At 68.9% G+C, this 22,763-nt stretch carries 18 protein-coding genes; 7 read left to right on the forward strand and 11 right to left on the reverse strand.

The genetic code is table 11. The features are described from left to right. The first annotated feature begins 87 nt into the window (after positions 1 to 87). Positions 88 to 1,227, forward strand: a complete 1,140-nt coding sequence (locus AB0F41_RS04200) for an acyl-CoA dehydrogenase family protein (RefSeq protein WP_357421238.1) — start codon at positions 88 to 90, stop codon at positions 1,225 to 1,227. Positions 1,228 to 1,243: 16 nt separating this feature from the next. Here the strand turns inward: AB0F41_RS04200 and AB0F41_RS04205 are convergent, their stop codons facing one another. Continuing rightward, positions 1,244 to 2,185: an alpha/beta hydrolase family protein gene (locus AB0F41_RS04205; RefSeq protein ID WP_357421239.1), complete on the reverse strand. Its 942-nt coding sequence runs from the start codon at positions 2,183 to 2,185 to the stop codon at positions 1,244 to 1,246. 343 nt (positions 2,186 to 2,528) lie between these two features. On the opposite strand from AB0F41_RS04205, the gene gndA reads away from it, so the two are divergent. Further along, the gene (gene gndA, locus AB0F41_RS04210) at positions 2,529 to 3,974 is read left to right on the forward strand and encodes an NADP-dependent phosphogluconate dehydrogenase (protein WP_357421240.1); all 1,446 of its coding nucleotides are present in this window, start codon (positions 2,529 to 2,531) and stop codon (positions 3,972 to 3,974) included. A 78-nt stretch (positions 3,975 to 4,052) separates the two neighbouring features. Then, positions 4,053 to 5,795: an amidohydrolase family protein gene (locus AB0F41_RS04215; RefSeq protein ID WP_357421241.1), complete on the forward strand. Its 1,743-nt coding sequence runs from the start codon at positions 4,053 to 4,055 to the stop codon at positions 5,793 to 5,795. A 205-nt stretch (positions 5,796 to 6,000) separates the two neighbouring features. Here AB0F41_RS04215 and AB0F41_RS04220 read toward each other — a convergent pair whose 3' ends face one another. Continuing rightward, positions 6,001 to 6,957 (reverse strand): oxygenase MpaB family protein, encoded by a 957-nt coding sequence (locus AB0F41_RS04220; protein ID WP_357421242.1) that lies wholly within the window; start codon positions 6,955 to 6,957, stop codon positions 6,001 to 6,003. Positions 6,958 to 7,109: 152 nt separating this feature from the next. Between AB0F41_RS04220 and AB0F41_RS04225 the strand changes: the two genes are divergently transcribed. Then, positions 7,110 to 7,733 carry a helix-turn-helix domain-containing protein gene (locus tag AB0F41_RS04225; RefSeq protein ID WP_357421243.1) on the forward strand — a complete coding sequence of 208 codons (624 nt, stop codon included), beginning with the start codon at positions 7,110 to 7,112 and terminating at the stop codon, positions 7,731 to 7,733. Between the two features lie 10 nt (positions 7,734 to 7,743). On the opposite strand, the gene AB0F41_RS04230 is transcribed toward AB0F41_RS04225, so the two are convergent. The 6 genes from AB0F41_RS04230 to AB0F41_RS04255 all read right to left on the reverse strand — a co-directional run bounded on the left by AB0F41_RS04230 (position 7,744) and on the right by AB0F41_RS04255 (position 14,133). Then, a complete protein-coding gene (locus tag AB0F41_RS04230; RefSeq protein ID WP_357421244.1) occupies positions 7,744 to 8,733 on the reverse strand; it encodes an oxygenase MpaB family protein in 990 nt (329 codons plus the stop codon). A 361-nt stretch (positions 8,734 to 9,094) separates the two neighbouring features. Next, positions 9,095 to 11,299: a molybdopterin-dependent oxidoreductase gene (locus AB0F41_RS04235; RefSeq protein ID WP_357421245.1), complete on the reverse strand. Its 2,205-nt coding sequence runs from the start codon at positions 11,297 to 11,299 to the stop codon at positions 9,095 to 9,097. 133 nt (positions 11,300 to 11,432) lie between these two features. Beyond that, positions 11,433 to 12,485 (reverse strand): Gfo/Idh/MocA family oxidoreductase, encoded by a 1,053-nt coding sequence (locus AB0F41_RS04240; RefSeq protein ID WP_357421246.1) that lies wholly within the window; start codon positions 12,483 to 12,485, stop codon positions 11,433 to 11,435. A 30-nt stretch (positions 12,486 to 12,515) separates the two neighbouring features. Further along, positions 12,516 to 12,926 (reverse strand): YjbQ family protein, encoded by a 411-nt coding sequence (locus tag AB0F41_RS04245; RefSeq protein ID WP_357421247.1) that lies wholly within the window; start codon positions 12,924 to 12,926, stop codon positions 12,516 to 12,518. 10 nt (positions 12,927 to 12,936) lie between these two features. Beyond that, positions 12,937 to 13,803 (reverse strand): Sir2 family NAD-dependent protein deacetylase, encoded by an 867-nt coding sequence (locus AB0F41_RS04250; RefSeq protein ID WP_357421248.1) that lies wholly within the window; start codon positions 13,801 to 13,803, stop codon positions 12,937 to 12,939. Between the two features lie 99 nt (positions 13,804 to 13,902). After that, positions 13,903 to 14,133, reverse strand: coding sequence for a hypothetical protein (locus AB0F41_RS04255; protein ID WP_357421249.1), 231 nt, complete (start codon positions 14,131 to 14,133; stop codon positions 13,903 to 13,905). Between the two features lie 458 nt (positions 14,134 to 14,591). On the opposite strand from AB0F41_RS04255, the gene AB0F41_RS04260 reads away from it, so the two are divergent. From AB0F41_RS04260 to AB0F41_RS04270, 3 genes are all read left to right on the forward strand, one after another. Beyond that, positions 14,592 to 15,365: an MHYT domain-containing protein gene (locus AB0F41_RS04260; RefSeq protein ID WP_357421436.1), complete on the forward strand. Its 774-nt coding sequence runs from the start codon at positions 14,592 to 14,594 to the stop codon at positions 15,363 to 15,365. Positions 15,366 to 15,477: 112 nt separating this feature from the next. Next, on the forward strand, positions 15,478 to 16,533 hold the full coding sequence (locus AB0F41_RS04265; protein WP_357421250.1) for a nucleoside hydrolase: 1,056 nt from the start codon (positions 15,478 to 15,480) through the stop codon (positions 16,531 to 16,533). A gap of 38 nt (positions 16,534 to 16,571) precedes the next feature. Next, on the forward strand, positions 16,572 to 17,477 hold the full coding sequence (locus tag AB0F41_RS04270) for an amidohydrolase family protein (protein WP_357421251.1): 906 nt from the start codon (positions 16,572 to 16,574) through the stop codon (positions 17,475 to 17,477). 130 nt (positions 17,478 to 17,607) lie between these two features. Here AB0F41_RS04270 and meaB read toward each other — a convergent pair whose 3' ends face one another. From meaB to AB0F41_RS04285, 3 genes are read right to left on the reverse strand one after another with little or no spacing between them, the layout of a single operon-like run. Beyond that, a complete protein-coding gene (gene meaB / locus AB0F41_RS04275; RefSeq protein WP_357421252.1) occupies positions 17,608 to 18,600 on the reverse strand; it encodes a methylmalonyl Co-A mutase-associated GTPase MeaB in 993 nt (330 codons plus the stop codon). Continuing rightward, entirely contained in the window at positions 18,597 to 20,882 is a 2,286-nt protein-coding gene (gene scpA / locus AB0F41_RS04280) for a methylmalonyl-CoA mutase (RefSeq protein ID WP_357421253.1), read from the reverse strand. Before scpA ends, meaB begins: the two co-directional genes overlap by 4 nt. After that, entirely contained in the window at positions 20,882 to 22,756 is a 1,875-nt protein-coding gene (locus AB0F41_RS04285) for a methylmalonyl-CoA mutase family protein (RefSeq protein ID WP_357421254.1), read from the reverse strand. Before AB0F41_RS04285 ends, scpA begins: the two co-directional genes overlap by 1 nt. Positions 22,757 to 22,763: the final 7 nt, after the last annotated feature.

The following is a 22,763-nucleotide window of genomic DNA, read 5'->3' on the forward strand; positions in this document are numbered from 1 at the left end:
GCAGGCGGGCGCGAGCCCGACGCACCGGACACCCGCGGCAGCACCTCAGTACCCTGATCTCGAACCGATCATCGTTCGAGGAGCATCGTGGCTGTCGAGAGAATGCTGCCCACCGCCGAGGCATACGAGCTGATCCAGCTCACCCGGGATATCGCGGACAAGGCCATGGCGCCGATCGTGGATGAGCACGAACGCCACGAAACCTATCCCGAGGGACTGTTCGCCACGCTCGGCGAGGCCGGTCTGCTGAGTCTCCCCTACCCCGAGGAATGGGGTGGCGGCGGTCAGCCGTACGAGGTGTACCTGCAGGTCCTCGAGGAGCTGGGCAGCCGCTGGGCGGCGGTCGCGGTCGCGGTGAGCGTGCACAGCCTGTCCTGCCACCCGCTGCTGGCCTTCGGCACCGAGGAGCAGAAGCAACGCTGGCTACCCGAGATGCTGGGCGGGCACACCGTCGGCGCCTACAGCCTGTCCGAACCCCAGGCGGGTTCCGATGCCGCGGCACTGTCCAGCCGGGCCACGCCCGCCGACGGCGGCTACCGGGTCAACGGCAGCAAGGCCTGGATCACCCACGGCGGTATCGCCGACTTCTACACCCTGTTCGCCCGCACCGGCGAAGGGTCGCGCGGTATCAGCTGCTTCCTGGTCCCGAAAGGCACCGCGGGCCTGTCCTTCGGTAAACCCGAGGAGAAGATGGGCCTGCACGCGGTGCCGACCACCTCGGCGCATTACGACAACGCCTTCCTCCCGGCCGAGCGGCGTATCGGCGAGGAGGGTCAGGGACTGCAGATCGCGTTGAGCGCCCTGGATTCCGGACGTCTGGGGATCGCCGCGGTGGCCGTCGGCCTGGCGCAGGCCGCCCTCGACGAGGCGGTCGCCTACGCCCGGGAGCGCACGGCGTTCGGTAAGGCCATCATCGACCATCAGGGGCTCGGCTTCCTGCTGGCCGATATGGCAGCGGCCGTGGGCTCGGCACGGGCGACCTACCTCGACGCGGCCCGCCGCCGCGATGCGGGCCGGCCGTATTCCACCCAGGCCAGTATCGCCAAACTGACCGCCACCGACGCCGCCATGAAGGTCACCACCGACGCGGTGCAGGTGCTGGGCGGCTACGGCTACACCCGGGACTTCCGGGTGGAACGGTTCATGCGCGAAGCCAAGATCACCCAGATCTTCGAGGGCACCAATCAGATCCAGCGGATGGTGATCGCCCGCGCGCTCGCCCGGTGATCCCGTGCCGGGCCGATCAGGCGCCGATCGCACGGGCGAGATGGGGCCAGGAATCGTGCAGGTCGTATTCGAACTGGCCCCACGTATGCGCACCCGCGGACCGGTCGACGTGGACGGCGTCGATCCCCAGCTGCCCGAGGCGGGCGGCGAACGCCGAGGTGCAGGCATCGGCGATGGCCTCCACCGGCGGGAATCCCCAGCCCCGGTCGATCGCGCCGGGGGCGCCGGAGGCAGCGGAGAGATAGACGGTTTTGCCCGCCAGCCGGGGCGCGCGCACGAACGCGTCGTGCGCCTGCCAGCCGTCGGCACCGGGCGGACCCCACATATTGGCGGGATTACCACCGCCCCGCACCACCTGGGCGCTGACCATCGCGATCCCCGCCGGGTCCGCGGCCCACGGGCACCCGCTGTAGGAGGCGACGGCCTGATAGCGGCCGGGGTCCTGAATGGCCAGATCCAGTGCCGATCCACCGCTCATCGACACTCCTGCCACCGCATTGCGGCCGGTGGTCCCGAACCGGGCGTCCACCACCGCGGGTAGTTCCCGGGTGAGGTAGGTCTGCCAGCGGGCGCGGCCGACCGCCGGATCGTCGGTATGCCAATCGGTGTACATGGTGTAGGCGCCACCCACCGGCATCACCACGTTCACGTGCTTGTCCGCGAAGAACCGCCGGACATCGGTGTTGTCCCACCAGGAGATACCGTCGATGCCCCCGCCGATGCCGGTCAACAGGTACATGGTGGGCGCCGGTCCCCCGCCTGCCGCCGGAATGACCCGGTTGGTGACCACCGTGTTCATCGCCGGAGAGAACACATCCACCTGGATCGCGCGATCGCCGAGCGACCGCTCCGCATGCACCCGTGGCATGGGGGCGGCGGTGGCGTGGGGAGAGATCGACAGAAACGCTGCGGCGACGATCGCCGCGCTCGCCGAAGCGAGCAAACTCTTGTACCGCATCCTGCCCGGGTACCCACTACCGCTCCGTAATCCTCAGTGGCGGAGGATATTTCCACGTTTCGGCCGGACGCGCCGCCGAGCGCTGCCGCATCCGGGCCCAGTGTCGCGATTCCGCGAGGGCCCCGGGGCGCCGCCGGCGGCCGCCGCCATGCGGTGGCGAACCGCACGGAGAGGCCCGAGCAGGGCCTGAGCGGCTTATCGGCGGGTCTGCGCGCGCTCCGCCGGAGCCACCCGGTAGAAAGAACAGAGGCGGCCGGTGCGTTCGCCGGCCGTCGTCGCGGCCGTCGCGGCATCGGTGAGAACCGCCGCAACCGTTGGAACTGTCGAAGGAAAGAGCTGGTTCATGGCGTCCTCCACAGCGCGCGCACAGATCGGGGTCACCGGCCTGGCGGTGATGGGCAGCAATATCGCCCGCAACTTCGCCAAGCACGGCTACACCGTGGCCCTGCACAACCGCAGCGTCGCCAAAACCGATGCGCTGCTCGTCGCGCACGGAGACGATGGTGATTTCATCCGCACCGAAACGGTCGCGGAGTTCGTCGACGCCCTGGAGAAGCCGCGGCGGGTGCTCATCATGGTCAAGGCCGGCGATGCCACCGACGCGGTGATCGAGGAGCTCGCCGGTGCCATGGAGCCCGGCGACATCATCATCGACGGCGGTAACGCCCTCTACACCGACACCATCCGCCGCGAGGCCTCGCTGCGGGCCCGGGGCCTGAACTTCGTCGGCGCCGGAATCTCCGGCGGTGAGGAAGGCGCGCTCAACGGCCCTTCGATCATGCCCGGCGGGCCGGCGGAATCCTACGAATCGCTGGGTCCGCTGCTGGAGTCCATCGCCGCGCAGGTCGACGGGACGCCGTGCTGCACCCATATCGGGCCCGACGGGTCCGGCCATTTCGTGAAAATGGTGCACAACGGTATCGAGTACGCCGATATGCAGTTGATCGGCGAGGCGTATCACCTGTTCCGCGCCGCGCTGGACCTCGATCCCAAGCAGATCGCCGATATCTTCACCCAGTGGAACTCCGGTGATCTGGAGAGCTACCTGGTGGAGATCACCGCCGAGGTGCTGAACCAGGTGGACGCGAAAACCGGGAAACCGCTGGTCGATGTGGTCGTGGATGCCGCCGAGCAGAAGGGCACCGGCCGCTGGACCGTGAAATCCGCGCTCGACCTCGGTGTTCCGGTCACCGGTATCGCCGAGGCGGTTTTCGCCCGCGCGCTGTCCGGTTCGCGCGGTCAGCGTGCGGCGGCCGAGGGCCTCGCCGCCGGGGCGCTGGCGGCCAAACCCACCGATATCGCGCAGTTCACCGAGGATATCCGGCAGGCCCTCTACGCTTCCAAGGTCGTCGCCTACGCGCAGGGGTTCGACCAGATCGCCGCGGGCAGCGCCGAATACGGCTGGAACCTCACCCCGGGGGACCTGGCGACCATCTGGCGCGGCGGCTGCATCATCCGGGCCCGTTTCCTCAACCGGATCAAGGAAGCCTACGAAACCGATCCGGCCCTGCCGAGCCTGATCCTCGCACCGTATTTCCGGGACGCGATCGAAACCGCGATCGACAGCTGGCGGCGGGTGGTGGCCACCGCGACCCTGCTGGGTATCCCGGTCCCGGCCTTCGCGTCGTCGCTGTCGTACTACGACGCGTTGCGCGCGGACCGGCTGCCCGCCGCGCTCACCCAGGCACAGCGCGATTTCTTCGGTGCGCACACCTATGAGCGGGTGGATGCCGAGGGCAAGTACCACACGCTGTGGAGCGAGGACCGGACCGAGGTCCGGGCCGACTGAGCGGCACGGGCGCCGGGCGGATACCCCGCCCGGCGTCCTCCCCTTGACTCCGGTCAACCGACCAGTTGCAATGGGTATGTGAGCTACGACACGATCATCAAGGGCGGACGCTGGTTCGACGGGACGGGCGCGCCCTCGGCGATCCGCAATCTCGGGGTGCGGGGCGACCGGGTCGTAGCGGTATCCGAGGCGCCTCTCGACGAGACGGGCTGCCCGGATATCGTCGATGCCCAGGGGAAATGGGTACTGCCCGGAATGATCGATATCCACACCCACTACGACATCGAAGTCCTGAAGACCCCCTCCCTGTCGGAGTCGGTGCGGCACGGAATCACCACCGTCCTGCTCGGGTCGTGTTCACTGTCCACGGTGCATATCGATCCCACGGGAGCCGGCGATATCTTCGGCCGGGTCGAGGCCATTCCCCGGGGCCACGTGATCGATACCCTGGCCGACGCCCGGACCTGGAGCTCCGCGCACGAATACGTCGCCGCGCTGGAACGGCTGCCCCTGGGCCCGAATATCGCGGCCATGCTGGGACATTCCGATATCCGCACCGCCCGCCTCGGACTCGATCGGGCCACTCGCAAGGATACCCGGCCCACTTCCGTGGAACTGGCCGCGATGGAGGCCGCGCTGCACGAAGCACTCGACGCCGGTTTCGTCGGGATGTCGGCCCAGCAACTGCTGTTCGACAAGGTCGACGGCGAGACCTGCCGCTCCCGCACCCTCCCGTCCACCTACGCGAAGGGCCGCGAGCGCCGGCGGCTCAACGCGATTCTGCGCCGCCGCGGGCGGATCCTGCAGGGCGGCCCCGATATCACCTCGCCGCGCAGCCTCGGTGCGATGATCTTCAGCAGCCTCGGTATCGGGCGGCGGCGGTTGAAGACCACGCTCCTTTCCGCCGCCGATATCAAGGCCAACCCGTTCGCGGTGTTCCTCATCGATTACCTCGCCCGGCTGGTGAACGCGCTCGGTGGGGATTTCCGGTGGCAGCATCTGCCGGTGCCGTTCGAGGTGTACGCCGACGGTATCGATCTGGTGATCTTCGAGGAATTCGGATCCGGCGCGGCCGCCCTGCATCTGGCCGACCGGGTCGAACGCGATGCCCTGCTCGCGGACGAGAACTACCGCCGCCGGTTCCGCAAGGACTACGACGCGAAGTTCGGGATGCGGGTCTGGCATCGTGATTTCTTCGACGCCGAGATCGTCGACTGCCCGGATGAGGCCGTGATCGGCAAAACCTTCGGGGAGGTCGGCGCCGGCCGCGGCGGCCTGCATCCGGTGGATGCCTTTCTCGACCTGGTGCTCGAGCACGGGACGAAACTGCGCTGGCGCACCACCATCTCCAATCACCGCCCGGAGGTACTGGACCGGTTCGCCGCGCATCCGGGTATCCAGCTCGGATTCTCCGACGCGGGCGCGCATCTGCGGAATATGGCCTTCTACAACTTCGGTCTCCGCTTCCTGCGCCGGATGTATCGGGCCGAACAGGCCGGCACACCGGTTATCCCACTGGAGCGCGCGGTGCACCGGCTCACCGGGGAGCTCGCCGACTGGTACGACATCGACGCGGGACGGTTGCGCGAAGGCGATCGTGCCGATTTCGTGATCCTGGACCCGGCCGGGCTCGACGACTCACTGGACGCCTACGCCGAGAGCCCGGTGGAGCAGTACGGCGGTCTGCCGCGCATGGTCAACCGCAACGATGCCGCGGTCGCCGCGGTGTACATCGGCGGCCGCTACGTGTTCGGCAACGGCACCGCCGCCCCGGCACTGGGCGCGGAACGGACCGGGCGATTCCTGCGCGCCCGCACCTGACCACTACCCACCCCGCGACGCCGCGGTCCACCGATCGGCGAACCGCCCCTCGGGCCCGAGGCGACCGGGCAGGTCCGCGGCCGGGTCACGAACCCGGCGTATGCGGGCCGCGTGCCGCCTTTACGGCCGGGGTGGGCCGTGACACCGGGCCGCAACCCGGCGGCCGGCTCCTCGTCGATCTGCGGCGCGGGACGGTCCTCCCCACTCATGGCCGGTCCGCGGGGACCGCGAAGGAATCCAGCCCGAAGCCGCGCAGGGTCCGCACCATCTTCTCGTACTGGAACCGGTTGTAGGCCAGCGGTTGCAGCAGCAGCCGATCGGGTAGATTTCGCCAGGCCCACTGCAAGAGGCGCACGTATACCGCGAATTCCTGGTCGTGGCGGGGCGTCAGTTCGAAGCCGGTCAGCTCCTGTACCGCTGGATGCATCGCTTTGGACGAGCACACCTGGATCACATGTCCCACCGCCGGGCGCACCACCAGCCACACCGGGTTCAGCGCGCGCCGCGCGACGGGCGGCAGGCCCAGGGTGGGCAGTGGTAGCCGGGTGAGGCCCGCGAACTTCTGCACCAGAAACGGATTGGCTGCCAGTTCCCCGGTGGCCATGGTGTCGTAGTAGTCGCGCGCCTCGGCCAGATCGGCGGGGAGTTTGCTTGCGGCGCTGGGCAATTCCAGATCCGCGAACGCCTCGCGCAGCATCAGATAGGCGGCGTCCTCCTCTTCCGGACGCATCTCGGTGCCGGTGCAGTAGGTGAAGGTGTTGAGGACGACGAAGATGCCGCTGACCGCGATCCACTTCCACATGCCGGGGTTCAAGGCACTGTATTCGACGTCCTCGAACTGCCCCGACCCCGTGCCGCGCACGTCACGGTGCCGGAGTTTCAGCCAATCCGACTCGGCGCGGCGGTCGTCGGAATCGCCCCACAGCGCGATCATCGCCGAGGCGCCGCTGCGCACCCCGCGATCGGCGAAATTGGCGGCGAACCGGCCGGTGCGGTCGACCGCCGCGGCCACCGGCACCAGCGCGACCTGATCGAAGGCGGCACCGGCGAAAACGCCCGCCAGGACACTTCCGGAATGTTTGCGGAATTCACGCAGGACCTCGGGCCGGATCCGGGGGTCGGCGGACCGGCCGGCGGTGCGCACCGTTGCGTTGATCGCCATTCGTCACCTCGCGCAGTGGGAATATCGAGCAGGAATGATAGTCTGAGTCCATCGATTCTATCAGCGGAGGCGGACTGAGCACTACAGTCCGGCGAGCCGAACGGGTATCGGCGCGGATCCGTACCCGCCGGAGAGCCGGTAGGCTCTGGCGAATGGAAACAGCCGCTGCGCCATGGGCCGAACTGCAGCAGTTGGACCCCAAATCGCGCGGCATCGTGGACGCGGCCCGGGAATGTTTCGCCGCCCACGGCTTCGAGGACACCACCATGGTGCGGATCGCGGAGGTCGCGGGGGTCGGCGTCGCCACGGTGTACCGGCGTTTCGGTACCAAATCGGCCATCGTCCGCTACGCGCTGATGGCCGAATCACAGCGGGTCTCGATGATCGTCGCTGACGCGATGCATCGCTCGGCCGGTCCGGTGGGCGCGCTGGCGGATATGTTCGCCGCGTTCGTGGGCGAGGCCACCGCACCCCGGCTGCTCACCCGCAGCCTGCGCGCCTCCGGCGGGGCCGGCCAGCTCACGGCGTTCCTCACCGGCGACGACGCCGTACAACAGGGCCGCGATCTCGTGGCCCGGTTCCTCGCCTACTGGCAGGAGCGCGGCGAACTCGGCAGTTTCGATCCGGAGGTGGTGGCCGAACTGTTCGTCCGGCTCACCATCTCGTTCATCGCCAACCCGGCCGGGGTGCTGCCGCTCGGCGACGCCGACGCGGCCCGCGAATTCGCCCGGCGCTACCTCGCTCCGCTGCTCTATCCGCACCCCGGCGGCGCCTGAGCGCCCGCCGTCAGCCAGGTATGACGGTGACGGGATCGCGCGGGGTGTCCTGTCGCGGGCGCACGGTGTACGCGGCGGATTTCAGTTCGCGATTCCGCATCTTCCGGATCTGCTGATGATGTTTGCGCGCATGGTAGGCGATCGGGAAATAGGTGAGCCGGTCCGGCAGTATCCGGTAGGCGAGGCGGATCACCGCGTACGCGCGCTCCAGGCTCCGCTGGTCGGCCGGGGTCCAGTCCACGCCGATGAGATCGCGCAACCGTGGGTCGAGCAGCCCGACGATGGACAGATAGTTGAACCGCAGCAAAGGTCTCGCGAGCCGGCGCGTGATGGCCCCCGCCGGGGACCCCATGGCCCGGAACCGGTCCAGATCACCGGTCCGTAACTGGCGGTACTGCTCACGCACCTCCTCGTCGGCCGACAGCACCTCGGTGACCATATGCTCGTAGTAGTCGTCGAATTCGGCGCGGGTGCGTGGATACCCCTTCATCGGCACCTGCAGGATCCGGGCCAGGCGGATGTTGTCGCGCAGCAGTTCCTCGAGTTCGTCGTCGCCGAACTCCCGGCCCATCAGCAGCGGCCCGGCCTTGGCGGTGGTGACGTAGGCGGTGGCGATCACCCACTGGTAGGCGCCCGGGTTGAGCGCGCTGATCTGCTTGCCCTCGGAGCTTTTCATCGTCAGTGGCGCATGCAGCGACCGCAGCCGGCGGCCGTCCTGGATCGCCTCGAGCCCACCGTAGGTCCAGCGCAGCACCGAATCCACCGAGCGTAGGGCCCGGCCGCCCGGATCGGTTTTCGCGACGGAGTACCGGTCGGTGACCTCCCGGATCACCGGATGCAGGCCCTGCATGGCGAAGGCGGCACCCTCCATCATGAGATAGGTCCAGTGGCCGACCATTTCGGCGGTCAGTGAATCGAGCGGAACGAGTTCCAGCGGTTCGTCCGCGCCGGCAGGGGCCGTCTCGGGAATGCGGGCCGGGGTTTCGGGGGCGGTCGTCATAGTTCTCCTCGGGTTTTCCGGTGTCAGCGGGCAGGCGCCGGGACATCCGGCGGCGCGCGGTTCGGGAACGCGCATCTCCACGAAGGCAGCCACCCGGCACGAATCGCCCTCGCGGGCGGTGACTTCGGCGCTCGGCGGGGCCCGGGTAGCGTGGCATTCCATCGGCGGTATCCGATCCCGTGATAGTTTCTCGCGGTACAGACTATCAAAATCCGGTCACGTATCGCGATAGATCGACCGATGTCGATCTATCGGACCGCTATCGGAACTCACACCGGACCCAGCCGACCACCGACCAGCGAATCCACCCGCCGACGCGGGTCCGCCACACTCGCCGGCCCCCGCCGCCGTCCGCGCGGTATCAGGCGGGCGTGAGCGTCACCGGAACACCGTTGAACACCGCGTTCCCGGACGGCACGTCCAGTACCGAATCATCGGTCAGCGCATTCGCGTTGACCCCGGCGTGCTCGGCCGCGACCTGCTGCGCACTGCCGGCGTGGCCCCAACCGTGCGGCAGGCTCACCACGCCGGGCATGATCGTGTCGGTCGGCTCCAGCGGAACCGTGAGCGAGCCCGCCGCGGATTTCACGATCGCGTGGTCGCGCAGCCCGAGCCGGGCGATATCGTCCGGATGGATCTGCAGCGTGCACCGATTCGTTCCGCTGACCAGCCGCGGCATGTTGTGCATCCAGCTGTTGTTCGACCGCAGGTGCCGGCGTCCGATGAGCACCAGATCCGGTGTGGCGGTGGCCAGCGCGGCACGCAGCCGGTCGATATCGGCCAGCAGCAGAGGCGGCGCCAGTTCGACCTTCCCGGAGGACGTGCGCAACACCTCGGACAGCCGCGGCCGCAGCGGGCCCAGATCGATACCGTGCGGATTGTCCAGCAGCGTGCGCAGGTTCAGGTCGCCGCCGTTCCACTCCCCGTACGGTCCCAGCCGCAGCATGAGATCCAGCCGCTGCTCGGTGGTGGTACTCCCGATCAGGTCCTGGCGACGTTCGGCCAGCCCGGCCCGATTCAGGGTGTCGCCGAGGACGAACTCGTCGAATACGACCAGTGGGTCGAAATCCGCGGTCGGGTTGTGCGGCTGTCCGCTCACCGCCGCGCCGAGCCGCACATAGACCGCCGCCTCGGACGGCCGGTCGCCCAGCGCCACCAGTGGTGGCGAGTAGCGCGCGTAATTGCGGACCGCGAACTGCAGCAACGCGAAATCGTAATGCGGGGACTGCACCGGACGCGGTGGCGGCAGGATGACATCGGCATGCCGGGTGGTCTCGTTGAGGTAGCGGTCCACGCTCACCATGAAGTCCAGGCCCGCGAACGCCTCGTCGAGCCGGGTACCGCTGGGCGCGGACAATACCGGATTGCCCGCGACCGTGATCACCGCCCGCACCTGCCCCGCACCGGGCGTGGTGATCTCGTCGCCCAGGGTGGCGACGGGAAGTTCACCCATGGCCTCGGGCAGGTCCCGCACCCGGCTACGCCACCGGCCCGCCCGGAACGGTTTGGTGCGTACCACACCACGCGCGGCGGCGGCGGCGAACATGACCCCACCGGCGCGGTCGAGGTTGCCGGTGAGGACGTTCAGCACATCCACCAGCCACTGGGTCAGGGTGCCGAATTCGGCGGTGCAGGTCCCGATGCGGGCATAGACCGCGGCCGTCGGCGCGGCGGCGAGTTCACGGGCCAGCCTGCGCACGGTCTCCGCGGGCACCCCGGTGCGGCCGGCCACGACCTCCGGGGTGAACTCCCGGGCCGCGGCCCGCACCTCGTCCAGGCCCGCCACCTCGACGCCCACCGCGGTCAGCCCCTCGTCGAACAGGGTGTGCACGATGCCGAACAGCAGATAGGCATCGGCGCCCGGGCGGACGAACAGGTGTTCGTCGGCCACCGCCGCGGTCCGGGTGCGGCGCGGGTCCACCACCACCAGCCGCCCGCCACGCGCCCGCAACGCCCGCAGCCGGCCCGGGAAATCCGGGGCGGTGCAGATCGACCCGTTGGATTCCAGCGGATTGGCGCCCAGCATCAGCAGATAGTCGGTGCGGTCCAGATCGGGTACCGGAACGGCCAGCGGATCGCCGAACAGCAGACCACAGGCCAGTTGTTTGGGCATCTGGTCGGCGGTACTGGCCGAGTACAGATTCCTGGTGCCGAGCGCCCGGATCAGCGCCGGAGCGTAGAGAGTGCCGGCGACGGTATGCGCGTTCGGATTACCCAGATAGAGAGCCACGGATTGGTTGCCGTACTCGGATCTGATCGCCGGGATACGCTCGGCGATCAGATCGAACGCCTCGTCCCAGCCCGCACTGCGCCAGGAGCCGGTCGCGCGATCCCGGATCAAGGGTTCGGTGAGGCGGTCGGGATCGCCGTCGAGATTGCCGAAACTCGCCCCTTTCGGGCAGAGGAATCCGCCGCTGAACGGGTCCTGTTTATCCCCTCGCACCGCGGTCACGCGATCCTGCGCGTCCAGGGTGAGTTCCAGACCGCAGACCGCCTCGCACAGCGGACAGGTACGCAGCAGGTTCCGGGAGGCGACGGTCCGAGAAGGGGACGCGGAGGTGGTCATGTCTCCATCATGACCCGCCGCGGCGGCCCGCGCTCCCGGTTCGGCGGTTTCCGCCCGAAGAAACTGCGGCGACCCGCCCTCAGTTCAATTTCCGCGCGGCGCCGGGCGCGGGAATCCGCGAGGGCCCGCCCCCTCAGGGATGGACGACGGTCGCGGAGACGGCCGATTCCCGGGCGGCTTCCAGGATCCGCAAACCGGCCAGGGCGTCGTAGGGATCGACCGGAACCGGCGCGCCGTCGAGGATCGCATCGGCGAAGGCGGTGTAGAACGCGGGATAGTCGCCGGGCAGCGTCGGCTGGGATTCCCCCTCCGGGTCCGCCCCCAGAATTCCGTAGCTGCCGGGTTCGACGGTGCCCCATGGCTTCCCGTCACCGGGGCGTCGCCCCGCCCGTAGGTCCGCTTCCTGGGGGTCCAGGCCGTACACCTCGTACCCCGCCTCGTCGCCCAGCACCCGGAACCGCGGCCCGAGCCGTGGCGCGACCGCGCTGGCCCACAGATGGGATCGGATACCGCCCCCATGGGTGAGGGCGAGGAACATATCGTCCTCGGTCCGCACGCCGGGCCGCCGGGTATCCAGCTCGCAGTAGACCGCGGTCGGCGGGCCGAACAGGCGCAGGGCCTGGTCCACGAGGTGACTGCCGAGGTCGTAGAGGATGCCGGCGGCATCGGCGGCCGGGCCCGTTTCCCGCCAGCCGGATTTGGGCACCGGACGCCAGCGTTCGAATCGCGACTCGAAACGCCGGATCCGCCCGAGCGCACCGCTGTCGGCGAGGGCGCGCACCGTCCGGAAATCGCCGTCCCAGCGGCGATTGTGGAAAACCGTCAGAACCCGACCCGCGGTCTCCGCGCGCCGGATGAGGTCCTCCGCCTCGACCGAGGTGACGGCGAACGGTTTGTCCACCACCACGGCGGCCCCCGCCTCCAACGCCCGCCGGGCCAATTCGGCGTGGGTGCGATTGGGTGTCGCGACGACCACGGCGTCGATACCGGAGAGGTCGGCGAACAGGGCGTCGGCATCGGGCACGACCCGCACACCGGGATACTCGCGACGGGCCTGTCCGGCTCGCTCCGCAGACCCGGTCACCACCGCCGCCACCCGCATGCGGGGTTCGGCGGCCACCAGCGGCGCATGGAAGACCGCACCCGCAAGGCCGTACCCGATGATCGCGACTCCGAGGCTGCTCATGGCCGCGACGTTACCCGCGCTCCCGGGCTCTCATACGGAGGCGAGAAAGGACAGCCGCACCTGCCGGTCCGGGTTGTCGACGTTCACATCCACCAGCGCGATGGACTGCCAGGTCCCCAGCGCGGGCTTCCCGTCCAGGACCGGGACGGTGGCGTACGGGGCGATGAGCGCGGGCATCACATGGGAACGGCCATGGCCGCGGGACCCGTGCGCATGCCGCCACCGGTCGTCGGCGGGCAGCAGATCCCGCAACGCGGCCAGCAGATCATCGTCGCTGTAGGCGCCCAGTTCCAGGACCGCGACACCGGCCGTGGCGTGGGGAACGAAAATGTGCAGGAGCCCGTCGCCACCGGCGGCGGCGGTGAAATCCGTGCATTCGGGGGTGATATCGCGGACCACCTCGGTCCGTCCCGTATGCACCGCGAGAAGTGTGCTGCGCATGTACCGGAGCCTACGCGGAGCGGACCCGCCGACGCTCGGCCAGACCGGACAGCACTGCCGAACAGCTCGCGTCCAGTTTGCGCACGGCGTACTCGTCGCTGCGGGTGGGGCCGCGGTTCACGATGACGACGGTGCCGCCGGCGCGGGCGACGCGATGCACGAACCGGCGCCCCGAGAGCACAGCCAGACTCGATCCCGCCACCAGGATGACCTCGGCTTCGTCCACCATCTCCCCGGCGGCCGCGACCCGGTCCGGCGGGACACTCTCACCGAAATAGACGATATCCGGTTTCCACAGCCCGCCGCACCGGCAGTCGACCATCCGGAAGGCAGCCGTATCCTCGACCACCGCATCCGCGTCGGGTGCCACCTCGAGGCCGGTCACCGAGGCGACGGCGAAACCCGGATTGACCCGCTCCAGTTGTTCGGCGAGGGCCATCCGGGATATCCGCGCCCCGCAGGACAGGCAGCGCACCTGGGCGTAGCTGCCGTGCAGGTCGATGACCCGGCGGCTACCCGCCTTGGTGTGCAGGAGATCGACGTTCTGGGTGATCACGCCGGTGACCACACCGAGGCGTTCCAGCTCGGCCAGTGCCCGATGGCCCGCGTTCGGCCGGGCCGCGTCCATATGCCGCCAGCCCACATGATTACGCGCCCAGTACCGCTGCCGGAATACGGGATCACCGACGAACTGCTGGTAGGTCATCGGAGTCCGCGGGGGCGAGTCCGGGCCCCGGTAATCCGGGATACCGCTGTCGGTACTGATTCCCGCGCCCGTGAGCACAACCGTCCGCCGGTCGCCGATCAGTTCGGCCAGCTCGTCGAGGCGATCGGCAAGCGCTGGGCGGTGGTCGGTCGGCGTGGCCGTATCGGGCATATCCCGAGCGTACGTCGCGGCCCCCAACGGTCCGGATAGCACCGGGCGCGACGGTCATCGCACGCTTCCGGGCCTCCGGCGCGGGCCGCGACGCCGGAATCAGGTCTGCAGGCCGGCCAGTTTGCCCGCCTCGGCGTCGAGACCGAGCATCGCCAGTAGATGGCGGCAGTCGGCGGCATCGGTGGCGTGCCCGGCGACGATCCGCGCCGCGACGGCGCTGCGACGCGCGGCCTCGGCACGTTCCGCACTGCGGATCTCGGCGAATTCGGCCAGTTCGACCTCGGGTAGATCGTTTTCGATAGACGTGCGGCTGCTGGATGTGCCAGGCATGGGTCTCCTTCGAGTTGCCCGAAGCCTACGCCGACGGCCGTCGGTACACAGCATGAACGGTGAGACCGTGACGCTACGGAGGTGCGTCCGCGCCGCGGGCCGGTGGCGGTGCCGGCCGGACCGGCGGTGAGGGCATACGAGTGTCCTCTTCCGTCCACAGATCTCGCGCGGTAGCGTCCCGCCGTATTCCGGCGACGCGTTCACTGTGCGTCGGCACCGTGGTGCCGATCGATAGCCGGATCCGTTCGTCGCGTTGCCCGGTGGAGCCGCTCCCCGCATCCGGCCCGCCGTCCGTCGACACCTCGCGGGGTGAGTGTCACACCTGCGCCTATGTCAACATTGCGGCCCTTGTTTTTTGCTACATATCTCCTCTAAATTCACTCCCTGCAGGTTCGCAATTTTGGAATGCCCGCGTTCCGCAACCGCGGCCCCGGGTTTCCTTCCAGCGAGGAGGTTTACTGGTGGAGATAGACCACTTCAGCTACGGGTGGCTCACCCCGGCGGTGGCCTACGCCATGTCGTTCACCGGCTCGTTGCTGGGTCTACGGTGCATGAGCCGCGTCCGCAGCGGTTCCCCGTTCGACGGGTGGCTCATCGCCGCCTCGGTGGCCATCGGCGGCACCGGTATCTGGGTCATGCATTTCATCGCGATGCTCGGTTTCCGGATCAACGGCGCGGCCATCCGATACGACGTACCGATCACCCTGATCAGCGCGGCGATCGCGATGGTGGTCGTCTGGCTCGGCCTGTGCCTCGCCCAGCAACGTTCGCTCGGCAACCGCGGCCTGCTCATCGGCGGCGTGGTCACCGGACTCGGCGTCGGCGCCATGCACTACGCCGGAATGTACGCCATGAAAACCGATGTCGAGATCGGCTACGACTGGCCGACAGTCGCCCTGTCCATGGTGATCGCGGTATTCGCCGCGACCGCCGCGCTGTGGTTCACCCTCAATGTGCGCGGCACCCTCTCCACGGTCGGCGCCGCGATGGTGATGGGCGTGGCTGTCGCCGGTATGCACTACACCGGCATGTACGCCATGCATATCGGTACCCACCACGCGACGCCGCCCACCGGCGCCGGAGCCGCCCAGTTGCTCACGCCGCTGATCGTCAGCGTCAGCCTGGTGACCGTGGGCATGCTCTTCCACCTCGGACTCACCGAGGTCAACGCCGGGGCGACGGCGCTGAGCCGCCGGCCCGCCACCGATACCTACTGGCCCACCCGCGACTGAGCACGGGGGCGGCCGACTCGTTTGTGTCACGTGACATGATCGCGCCGTCCGGGCCTGTCCGAGCGAACGGTGCGGTGGCTACGCCCGCTGCCCACCTCGATAGGCTCGCGGGATGCGCCAGCGGATCATCATGGACGTCGATACGGGAGTGGACGATTCCCTCGCCCTGCTCTATCTGCTGGCCAGCCCGGATGCCGAGATCGCCGGTATCGCCGCCACGGCGGGTAATGTCCCCGCCGCGCAGGTCGCGATCAACAACCTCGCCTGGCTGGAGCTGGCCGGGGCGCCGGAGATCGAAGTCGCGCTGGGGGCCGCGGACCCCCTCGAAATTCCCCTGCGCACCACCGAGGACACCCACGGTCCGCACGGGATCGGGTACGCCGACCTTCCCACGCCGACCCGGTCACTCTCGTCGCGTACGGCCGATCGGCTGTGGGTGGACCTCGCTCGCCGGTATCCCGGCGAGCTCATCGGCCTGTGCACCGGACCGCTCACCAATCTCGCACTCGCCCTGCGCACGGAACCCGACCTGCCGCGCCTCCTGCGCAGGCTCGTGATCATGGGCGGCGCGTTCAACCACCCCGGGAACACCACACCCACCAACGAGTGGAACATCCATGTCGACCCGGAGGCCGCCAAGATCGTCTTCGATGCCTTCGCCGCGGCACCGCCGGACCGCCGCCCGCTGGTCTGTGCCCTCGATATCACCGAGACCATCGAGATGCGGCCCGTCCATCTGGCCGAACTGGCCGAACGGGCCGGTAGCCTGCCGGTTGAGACCGTCTCGCCCGCCGATCCGCCCGGACCACGCTCGGCGGCGAGCAACCCGATCATCCGGCATCTCACCGATGCCGTGCGTTTCTACTTCGATTTCCACCGGGACCACGACCTCGGTTATCTGGCCCATATGCACGACCCGTTCGCCGCGGCCGTGGCCTTGGACCCCACCCTGGTACGCACCCGGCCGGCCACGGTCGACGTCGAACTGACCGGCACCCTCACCCGGGCCACCACCGTGGCCGACTGGGCGGGGATGTGGGGGCGGCCGCCGAACGCCGATATCGTCGTCGCCACCGATCCCGCGCGTTTCTTCGACCGCATGATCGGCCGGATCGGGGATTTCGCCCGGGACCGTTTTCCGGCCGAAGCCACCACCGGGCACCAGTGAACACGGTGTCCCCCAGCCGTTCCGAGAGGAGCCCCACGTTGCCTGCCGTTTCCGCTATCCCCGAGGTCGCGGCCGACGAGGCCTATCTGGCGGCGTTCCGGCAGCGGCTGGGTCTGCCCGGACTCGTCGATGTACACACCCATTTCATGCCGCATCGGGTACTGCGGAAGGTGTGGGCCTACTTCGACGATATCGGGCCGATGACCGGGCGGCCCTGGCCGATCACCTACCGCGCCGACGAATCCGTACGCCTGGAGACGTTGCGCCGCTTCGGCCTGCGCGCGTTCACGGCCCTCGTCTATCCGCACCGTCCGGAGATGGCGGCCTGGCTCAACGAGTGGACCGCGGAGTTCGCCGAACAGGTACCGGAATGCCTGCACACCGCGACCTTCTTTCCGGAACCCACCGCCGCCGACTATGTCCGGACCGCCCTGGAGCGGGGCGCCCAGGTATTCAAGGCCCATATCCAGGTCGGTGCCTACGATCCGCGCGACCCACTGCTCGATCCGGTCTGGGGCATGCTCTCCGACGCCGGGGTGCCGACGGTGATCCACTGCGGTTCCGGACCGGCGCCGGGTGTTTTCACCGGCCCCGGCCCGGTGGCCGAGGTATTGGACCGCCATCCTCGGCTACCGCTGATCGTGGCCCATATGGGGATGCCGGAATACACCGAGTTCCTCGACCTCGCCGACCGGTTCACCGGGGTCGCGCTCGATACCACCATGGCATTCACCGATTTCGCGGAAATCGATGTCCCCTTCCCCGCCGCCGACCGGCAACGTCTGGTCGACGTGGGCGACCGGATCATGTTCGGAAGCGATTTCCCGAACATCCCGTACCCGTACCGGCATGCCTTCCAGGCCCTGGAGCGCCTCGAGCTCGGCGACGAATGGCTGCGCCGGGTGTGCTACCGCAACGCCGCCGAGCGGTTCGGGCTCGCCTGAGTCCCGCGGACCGGCGCTACGAGCCGGGTGACCAGCCCTCCGGGACCTCCTGCGAGGCGCACTTCGACATCCAGTTCCGCGGCGACCTCGCCCAGCGCGGCGACCATCTCCTGTCGCGGAATCGGCTTCTTCAGCTGTCGAACGCGCCCAGAAGCTTCTCGGCGGCCAGCGCCGCGGTCAGGGTTCCGTCCCGGACCTCCCGCTCCACCTCGCCACGCAGAGCCTTCACGTTCGGATTGTCGGCGAGGCGGCGCAGCAACTGCTCGTGCACCATGGTCCAGGTCCAATCGACCTGTTGCCGGCGTCGTTTCTCGGCGAACTCCCCCGCATCGGTGAGCACGCGGCGGTGGTCCAGCACGGTCTGCCAGAATTTCTCCAGCCCCGTGCCCTCCAGACCACTCATGGTGAGCACCGGCGGCCGCCACAGGGCGTCGTGCGGATGGATCAGCCGCAGCGCACCGGTCAGCTCCCGGGCCGCACCCTTGGCCTCGATCTCGTGCCTGCCGTCGGCCTTGTTCACCGCCACCAGATCGGCCAGCTCCAGGACGCCCTTCTTGATGCCCTGCAGCTGATCGCCGGTGCGGGCCAGGGTCAGGAAACAGAACACGTCCACCATGTTCGCCACCGTCACCTCGGACTGGCCGACGCCGACGGTCTCCACCAGAATCACGTCGTAACCGGCCGCCTCGAGCAGCACAATGGTCTCGCGGGTCGCCTTGGCCACCCCACCGAGCGTTCCCGCGGTCGGCGACGGCCGGATGAAGGCGTTCTCCTCCACCGACAGCCGTGCCATCCGGGTCTTGTCTCCGAGGATCGAGCCACCGGTCCGGGTGGACGACGGATCGACCGCCAGCACGGCGACCCGATGCCCCTGACCGATCAGCTGCATACCCAGGGCATCGATGAAGGTCGACTTACCCACCCCGGGCACCCCGGTGATCCCCACCCGGTTCGACAGCGCCGCACCGGTTTCCGGGGTCAGCCGCAGCAGCAGTTGCTGCGCCTGGTCCCGATGGTCGGAGCGGGTGGACTCCACGAGGGTGATCGCCCGCGCCAGCGCGGCCCGCTCCCCGGAGCGGACCGCCTGCGCGAGTGCTTCCACGTCGACTACACGTGTGCTCATCCCTGGGCTTCGACCCCGGAATCGCTGTCGCCGGAACCGAGCTCGTGCCCAAGCGCGGCACCGAGTTTGCGCAGCAGATCGATGGCCGCGTCCGCGATCACGGTGCCCGGCGGGAAGATCGCCGCCGCGCCCGCCTCGTACAGCTCATCGAAATCACCGGGCGGGATGACCCCGCCGACGATGACCATGATGTCGGGCCGGCCGACCTCGGCCAGTGCCTGCCGCAGGGCGGGCACCAGCGTGAGGTGACCGGCGGCCAGTGAGGACACCCCGACCACGTGCACGTCGTTGTCCGCCGCCTGCCGCGCCACCTCTTCGGGGGTCTGGAACAGCGGGCCCACATCCACATCGAATCCGAGATCGGCGAAGGCGGTGGCGATCACCTTCTGGCCGCGGTCGTGGCCGTCCTGCCCCATCTTCGCGACCAGGATGCGCGGACGCCGGCCTTCGGCCTCGGCGAACTCCTCCACCAGGTCCCCGGCGGTGGTGATGTTGGTGACCTTCCCGGCCTCGTCGCGATACACACCGGACAGGGTACGGATCTCGGCCTGATGGCGGCCGTAGACCTTCTCCAGGGCGTCGGAGATCTCCCCGACGGTGGCCTTCGCGCGGGCGGCGTCGATGGCCAGGGCCAGCAGATTGTTCTCCATCCCGCCCTCGGACGAGGCGGCGGCCCGGCTCAATTCGCCCAGCGCCCGGTCCACCGCGTCCTGATCACGGTCGGCCCGCAGCTGCCGCAGCTTCTCGATCTGCTCCGCCCGCACCCGCGAGTTCTCGACCTTGAGGACCTCGACCTCGTGATCCTCTTCCACCTGGTACTTGTTCACGCCGATCACCGGCTGCTGGCCGGTATCGATGCGCGCCTGGGTCCGGGCCGCGGCTTCTTCGATCCGCAACTTCGGGATGCCCTCACCGATGGCCTGCGCCATCCCGCCGTGCGCCTCGACCTCGGCGATATGGGCGCGAGCGCGATCGGCCAGCTGATGGGTCAGCCATTCGACGTAATACGAACCGCCCCACGGGTCGATCGGCCGGGTGGTGTTGGACTCCTGCTGGATCAGCAGCTGGGTGTTACGCGCGATCCGGGCCGAGAAATCGGTCGGCAGCGCGAGCGCCTCGTCCAGGGCGTTGGTGTGCAGCGACTGGGTGTGGCCCTGAGTCGCCGCCATCGCCTCGATACAGGTGCGGGCCACATTGTTGTAGGCGTCCTGCGCGGTCAGCGACCAGCCCGAAGTCTGCGAATGGGTACGCAGCGAGAGCGATTTCGGGTTCTTCGGATCGAATTTCGCGACCAGCTCGCTCCACAGCAGCCGGCCGGCCCGCAGTTTGGCGACCTCCATGAAGAAGTTCATACCGATGGCCCAGAAGAACGAGAGCCGCGGTGCGAACTTGTCGATCTCCATGCCCGCATCGATACCCGCCCGCAGGTATTCCACGCCGTCGGCGAGGGTATAGGCGAGCTCCAGATCGGCGGTCGCTCCCGCCTCCTGGATGTGATAGCCGGAGATGGAGATCGAGTTGAACTTCGGCATCTTCGCGCTGGTGTAGCCGAAGATATCGGAGATGATCCGCATCGAGGGTTTGGGCGGATAGATGTAGGTGTTGCGGACCATGAACTCTTTCAGAATATCGTTCTGAATCGTTCCGGCCAGCTGCTCGGGCGTGACGCCCTGCTCCTCCGCCGCCACCACATACAGCGCCAGGATCGGCAGCACCGCACCGTTCATGGTCATCGAGACGCTGACCTGATCCAGCGGGATCTGATCGAAGAGCTGGCGCATGTCCAGGATGGAATCGATGGCCACGCCCGCCATCCCGACATCGCCCTGCACCCGGGGGTGATCGGAGTCGTAGCCCCGGTGGGTGGCGAGGTCGAAGGCCACCGACAGACCCTTCTGACCGGCCTGCAGATTGCGCCGGTAGAAAGCGTTCGAATCGGCCGCCGTGGAGAATCCCGCGTACTGGCGGATGGTCCACGGCTGGTTCACATACATCGTCGGATACGGCCCGCGCACGAACGGCGCGACACCGGGCACGCTGTCGAGCGGGAACCCGGCCTCCACGACCGCGTCACGATCGCGCCCGGTGAACACCGGCGGCACATCGATACCCTCCGGCGTCGACCACACCAACTGCTCGGGAGAGTAGTTGTTGGCCGCCGCCGACGCCGCGACGAAGGCCTCGCGCGCGGAATCCCCGGCCGGTTCGGGGGTGAAACCCGGTTCGGTGAGCGGTACCTCGGCGAAACTGCCGATCACCTGCTCGATTCGCTGTGTCGTCATCAGGCTCCCACCTTCTCCAGCAGGGCGGTCAGGGCGGCGACCGCATCGATGCGGGCCGCCAGGAACCCGTCGGGGCGCCGCTCCTCGTCGATACCGGCCAGCACCTTCTCCGGTCCTGCCAGCAGGACCGTTCCCACACCCGCACCCCGCAGTTGTTCCACCGCCGCCGCCGCGTCGGTGCCGTACCGGGCGTCGGTACCACACAGTACGGCGATGGTGGCGCCGGAATCCTTGGCCGCCACTCCGATCTCGTCGCCGGCCAGCGGGCCCGGGTTGACCGATTCGATACCGCCGGACGCCAGCAGATTGGCGATGAAGGTGACGCGTACATTGTGCTCGGCGACGGTGCCCAGCGGCACCAGCAGCGCCTGCGGCCGCGCGCCGTGCGCCGCCAGATAGGCATCCGAGCGGTCCCGCAGGGTGTCGAACGCGGCGCCGTACCGCTGCCCCGGACCGGCCGCGCGGGCAGCCTCCGACAGCGGCGACTCCGCCAGATTCGGGAACTCGTTGACCCCGGTGACCGCGGTGCGCCGGTGCGCGATATCGGATTCCCGCCGGGTGCGGGTCTCCCCGATCTTCGCCGCCAGCAGTCCCGAGTCCAGCGCGGCACGATAACCGCCGGCGGCCTCGATCTCCTGCATGAAGGTCCATGCGGCGCTGGCGAGGTCGTCGGTGAATCGTTCGACATACCAGGAACCCGCACCGGGATCCTGCACATGGCCGAGATGGGATTCCTCGAGCAGCAGCAACTGGGTGTTGCGGGCCATCCGCTGCGCGAACGCCGCGGAGACACCGAGTTCACCGGCCGGTAGCGCCGAATCGAACGGGAGCACGGTGACGGTATCGGCGCCACCGACACCGGCGCCGAACGCCGCCAGCGTGGTACGCAGCAGGTTCACCCACGGGTCGCGGCGACTCATCATGGCCTCGGAGGTCACCGCGTGCTGCGGTGCGGCGCCCTCAGACGGTGCCCCGAGAGCGTGTGCCACCCGGGCCCACAACCGCCGCGCGGCCCGGAACTTGGCAAGGGTCGCGAACTGGTCGTCGGTGGCGGCGAACCGGAATTCCAGTTGCCGCAGCGCTTCGGGCACCGGCAGTTGCGCGGACAGCAGTCGCAGGTACTCGAGACCGGCGGCCACCGCGGCGCCCACCTCCTGCGCGTCGGAGGCGCCTGCATTGTGGAAGACGATGCCGTCCACGGTGATCGCGCGCAGCGTCTCCGGCCGCTCCGCGAGCCGTGCGGCCAGGGCGACGGTTTCCTCGACACCCAGGTCCTCGATTCCGGAGAACGCGGCCGTGAGCGGAGCGGCACCGAAGGAGACCTGGATATCCGACCGTTCGGGCACCGGGTACCCGGCGAGGACGCCCAGTACGGACTCGGCGGCCTCGGCGGTCGCCGCGCCGGCCCGCAGGCGCAGCGGCGCCAGTTCGAAGAGCACACCGTTCAGCACGGTCACCAGGCCGTCGACCGGCAGTCCGCCGGGGCCGACGATCAACTCGACCGCGCTCAGGCCGTTCTCCAGCCCGCTCATGATCTCCTGATTCGCCGCGGCGGGATCGGTGGCTCCGATCCGGGCGCTGACATACCACCCGCGATGCACATCACGGGTGCCGTCGCCGCCCCGGACGAACGGGTAGGCGCCGGGCAGCGGCTGCTCCGGCAGTTCGTCTCGGCGGGTGTAGAGCGGTGCTATATCCAGCCCGTCATAGGTGGACTCGTTCAGCAGCTTTTCGGGTTCGTCACCGAGTTCGGCCGCGTCGACCTTGCGGGCCTTGGCCAACACTCCCGCCACACCCTTGCGCCAGGCGGGATATTCGGGCACCGCGGACGAGGACGGATCGGCTCCGGCCGCGGGCTCTGCAGCAATCGGCATACCCTGT

Origin of the sequence: Nocardia sp. NPDC024068, from assembly GCF_040638875.1 — a bacterium.
Classification (GTDB): domain Bacteria; phylum Actinomycetota; class Actinomycetes; order Mycobacteriales; family Mycobacteriaceae; genus Nocardia.

Excerpts from the sequence above, each read along its gene's own strand:
- AB0F41_RS04205 (WP_357421239.1), bottom strand. The coding sequence starts at position 2,185 with ATGCGGTACAAGAGTTTGCTCGCTTCGGCGAGCGCGGCGATCGTCGCC.
- gndA (WP_357421240.1), top strand. The coding sequence starts at position 2,529 with ATGGCGTCCTCCACAGCGCGCGCACAGATCGGGGTCACCGGCCTGGCG.
- AB0F41_RS04220 (WP_357421242.1), bottom strand. The coding sequence starts at position 6,957 with ATGGCGATCAACGCAACGGTGCGCACCGCCGGCCGGTCCGCCGACCCC.
- AB0F41_RS04225 (WP_357421243.1), top strand. The coding sequence starts at position 7,110 with ATGGAAACAGCCGCTGCGCCATGGGCCGAACTGCAGCAGTTGGACCCC.
- AB0F41_RS04230 (WP_357421244.1), bottom strand. The coding sequence starts at position 8,733 with ATGACGACCGCCCCCGAAACCCCGGCCCGCATTCCCGAGACGGCCCCT.
- AB0F41_RS04235 (WP_357421245.1), bottom strand. The coding sequence starts at position 11,299 with ATGACCACCTCCGCGTCCCCTTCTCGGACCGTCGCCTCCCGGAACCTG.
- AB0F41_RS04240 (WP_357421246.1), bottom strand. The coding sequence starts at position 12,485 with ATGAGCAGCCTCGGAGTCGCGATCATCGGGTACGGCCTTGCGGGTGCG.
- AB0F41_RS04245 (WP_357421247.1), bottom strand. The coding sequence starts at position 12,926 with ATGCGCAGCACACTTCTCGCGGTGCATACGGGACGGACCGAGGTGGTC.
- AB0F41_RS04250 (WP_357421248.1), bottom strand. The coding sequence starts at position 13,803 with ATGCCCGATACGGCCACGCCGACCGACCACCGCCCAGCGCTTGCCGAT.
- AB0F41_RS04255 (WP_357421249.1), bottom strand. The coding sequence starts at position 14,133 with ATGCCTGGCACATCCAGCAGCCGCACGTCTATCGAAAACGATCTACCC.
- AB0F41_RS04265 (WP_357421250.1), top strand. The coding sequence starts at position 15,478 with ATGCGCCAGCGGATCATCATGGACGTCGATACGGGAGTGGACGATTCC.
- meaB (WP_357421252.1), bottom strand. The coding sequence starts at position 18,600 with ATGAGCACACGTGTAGTCGACGTGGAAGCACTCGCGCAGGCGGTCCGC.
- scpA (WP_357421253.1), bottom strand. The coding sequence starts at position 20,882 with ATGACGACACAGCGAATCGAGCAGGTGATCGGCAGTTTCGCCGAGGTA.
- AB0F41_RS04285 (WP_357421254.1), bottom strand. The coding sequence starts at position 22,756 with ATGCCGATTGCTGCAGAGCCCGCGGCCGGAGCCGATCCGTCCTCGTCC.